Source organism: Moraxella sp. HMSC061H09, from assembly GCF_001809255.1.
Lineage (GTDB): Bacteria > Pseudomonadota > Gammaproteobacteria > Pseudomonadales > Moraxellaceae > Moraxella > Moraxella catarrhalis.
The window spans coordinates 1-468 of record NZ_KV796815.1 but is presented as its reverse complement, the minus strand read 5'-3'; the positions used below and the strand labels follow the sequence as shown (position 1 = coordinate 468).

General features: G+C 33.3%; 1 protein-coding gene. It reads right to left on the bottom strand.

Annotated features, from left to right (window positions below; translation table 11 throughout):
* Positions 1-209 precede the first annotated feature (209 nt).
* Positions 210-468 (bottom strand): hemagglutinin (locus tag HMPREF2573_RS00005; protein WP_070472079.1); only part of this gene is annotated, 259 nt, incomplete at its 5' end.

Here is a 468-nt window from a genome sequence, read left to right as displayed (position 1 = left end):
CATTAGATTTTGACATTTCACCTAAAAAGTAACAAGCGTCTGTTGATTGTTCTATGCTTATTGAATTATTAATTAAATCAGCATATGAATCAGAATTAAATTCATATTCAGATAACAGAACCTGGATCAGGTGTTTATCTATTTTTTTATGCATTTATTCCAACTCCCTTAGCATATTATTGATTTTATTAAGTATTCTTTGTTCCATATCAACCCTTTTTTGATGACCAGCATCTAATCCTCCCACCTGGTTGGCTTGCCTTTTCTGCCTTCCTGATTTTAATACTGTATTCCAATATGGATTTGGCTTTTAATAATTCATCTTTATTGTAGCCAATATCTAAAATTAACTGTGTTAACTCATTTTCATTAACACGATGCAACTTTCCCATACCCCTTGCTGATTTCTCAACATATGATTCAAGCGTAGAAAGGGCTACCCCACAACACCCATCATTATGCACCCAC